The following is a 2,637-nucleotide window of genomic DNA, read 5'->3' as shown; positions in this document are numbered from 1 at the left end:
CGGAGCCTGGAGCGGGCGATTTCGTAATTCCTCACCGGTCCTAGACCTGGTCGCTGGCCCCAGTTCCCAGGTTTAGCCGTACAGCTTGAAGCGGTCATTCTGGTTGTGCTCGTCGATGTCTGCTAATGACCGAAAGCGGACATCCCCTCTCCAGTCTAAGAGCGCTATATCTTCTTGGACTAAAGGATGTCTGGTGCGGAATAGTTGAACACATGAGCCGTGACCCAAAAGGGGGACGTCGTATGGGCGCTGATAAGGCGAGCGGCTGTGCAGACGTGATCCTCGTCGGCGGAGGGCTATCCAGTTGCCTAATTGCGCTTCGTCTTGCAGAGGACCAACCGGGCAAGCAGGCCATTGTTGTTGAGGCCGCAGACCGCATTTGCGGCAACCACACGTGGTCATTCCACGAAACCGACCTTTCAAAACAAGATTTTCGGCGACTGGAACCGGTGATCAGCCATGTCTGGCCAGGTCAGAAAGTCGCGTTTCCGTCTTCTGAGCGGGAACTGTCCACCCGCTATGCCACGATTGCATCTGAAACGCTGCGTGAGGCCGTCTATGCGCTTCAAGGCGTCGATATCCGCGAGAAGACGCCGGTTGATAGCCTGCAGCCCTCAAAGGTAGTTCTGGCGAACGGCAAGACGCTTTCAGCTCCTTGTGTGATTGACGCCCGTGGTTTCGAGCCGCACGCGGCCATAAGGCTCGGTTATCAGAAATTCCTTGGCCAGGAAGTCGAGCTCGCCAAACCGCACGGCGAGACTTTGCCGACGATCATGGATGCGCGCGTGGCGCAACGCGACGGCTACCGGTTTGTCTACGTGCTGCCCCTTTCGCCTACACGCTTGCTGATTGAGGACACGCGCTACAGCGATGGAGGCGATTTGGACGACACTGCATTTCGGGGCGCGATCCAAGCCTATGCTGCGGAGAAGGGTTGGGTGGTTCGCGAAGTCCTACGCGAGGAGCGTGGCGTGCTACCGGTAACACTTGCCGAAGACGTCGACCTCTTCTGGCAAGGGCGCATGGCCGGTGCGGCACCCGTCGGGCTGCGGGCAGGGCTTTTTCAACCCACAACCGGCTACAGCCTCCCCGAAGCAATGCAGGTCGCTAGTATCATTGCAAATGACTGCAGTCCGCTGACTACTCAGACTGTCTGGAGCGCTGTATACGCCCATGCTAGAAAACGCGCCCGCGGTCAGGGTTTTTACCGCTTGTTGAACCGCATGTTATTCCAAGCCGCAAAGCCGGATGAGCGATATCTGGTCTTGCAGCGGTTCTATCGCTTGCCGCAGGGCCTGATCGAGCGGTTTTATGCAGGCAACCTGACTACGGGAGACAAACTACGCATTCTCGCGGGCAAGCCGCCGGTACCGATCCGAAAAGCACTGGCGTGCGTATCGGAAGTGCGAGCCCTTGGCAAGAATTAGCCCAAACATGCTGATATCCTCACCTCAATCCACATCGCGAGAAGCTGTCGTAATTGGAGCGGGGTTTGGCGGCCTTTCGCTTGCAATCCGCCTCCAAAGCGCCGGTATCCAATGCACGCTTCTTGAGAAGCGCGACAAGCCCGGCGGACGTGCCTACGTCTATGAGGAAGACGGCTTTGTTTTCGATGCGGGACCGACGGTCATTACGGATCCTGCATCGCTGCGTGAGTTGTGGGCGCTTTCAGACCGCAACATGGACGACTACGTCGCGTTGCTGCCTATCACGCCGTTCTATCAGCTTTGCTGGGAGGACGGATATCGCTTCAACTATGTGAACGATCAGGATGCGCTCGACCGACAGATTCGGGAGAAGTCGCCGGAGGATGTCGAGGGCTACAGACGCTTCTTAGAATACTCAAAGGACCTGTATCGCGAGGGCTACGAGAAATTGGGCGCGGTGCCGTTCCAAACAGTATGGAGTATGCTTAAGGCCGCTCCGCAGCTTGCGCGGTTGCAAAGCCAACGCAGCGTGTATTCAAAGGTTGCCAGTTACATCAGGGACGAGCAATTGCGGCAGGCCTTCTCGTTCCATTCGTTGTTGGTGGGCGGGAACCCGTTTCAGACATCATGCATCTATGCGCTAATCCATGCCCTGGAACGCAAGGACGGAGTATGGTTCGCACAGGGTGGCACCGGCGCACTTGTGCGCGGAATGGCGAAGCTGTTTGAGGATCTTGGCGGGACCCTCAGAACAGACGCGCCGGTAGATCAGATCGTGACCGAGACCGGCAGAGTCACGGGTGTGGCAAGCCGAGGCGAGTACATCCGCGCGGATATGGTGGCGAGCAACGCCGACGTTATGCACACCTATGGTGACCTGCTGCGAGACGATCCGCGTGGCAAGCATGCCGAAGCTCTCCGCAAGAAGCGGTTTTCCATGTCTCTGTTTGTCATCTATTTCGGCCTCAGGGGACTACGGCCCGATCTGCAGCATCACATGGTGCTGTTCGGGCCGCGATACCGTGAACTGATCAACGAGATATTCAGTGCCAATGCGTTGGCCGAGGACTTTTCGCTTTATCTGCACTGCCCTTCGGTCACCGATGACACTCTCGCCCCGCCGGGACACAGTGCGTATTACGTTCTTTCGCCTGTGCCACATCTTGGCACGGCCGATATCGACTGGGCCGAAGAGGGGCCGCGATACCGT

2 protein-coding genes are annotated in these 2,637 nt (G+C 57.8%); both read left to right on the top strand.

Annotation, left to right across the window (positions count from 1 at the left end; translation table 11 throughout):
* Positions 1 to 242: 242 nt before the first annotated feature.
* The gene (gene crtY / locus AC221Y_RS22975; protein ID WP_486708605.1) at positions 243 to 1,427 is read left to right on the top strand and encodes a lycopene beta-cyclase CrtY; all 1,185 of its coding nucleotides are present in this window, start codon (positions 243 to 245) and stop codon (positions 1,425 to 1,427) included.
* A gap of 7 nt (positions 1,428 to 1,434) precedes the next feature.
* The coding region (locus AC221Y_RS22970) for a phytoene desaturase (RefSeq protein WP_486708604.1) at positions 1,435 to 2,637 on the top strand (1,203 nt) is incomplete at its 3' end.

The sequence above is a fragment of the Boseongicola sp. genome, assembly GCF_057460485.1.
The sequence above is the reverse complement of the archived record's forward strand: the minus strand, read 5'-3'. Positions and strand labels throughout refer to the sequence as shown.

What these genes read in the sequence shown, in the direction of transcription:
- crtY (WP_486708605.1), top strand. Translation starts at nt 243, where the DNA reads ATGGGCGCTGATAAGGCGAGCGGCTGTGCAGACGTGATCCTCGTCGGC.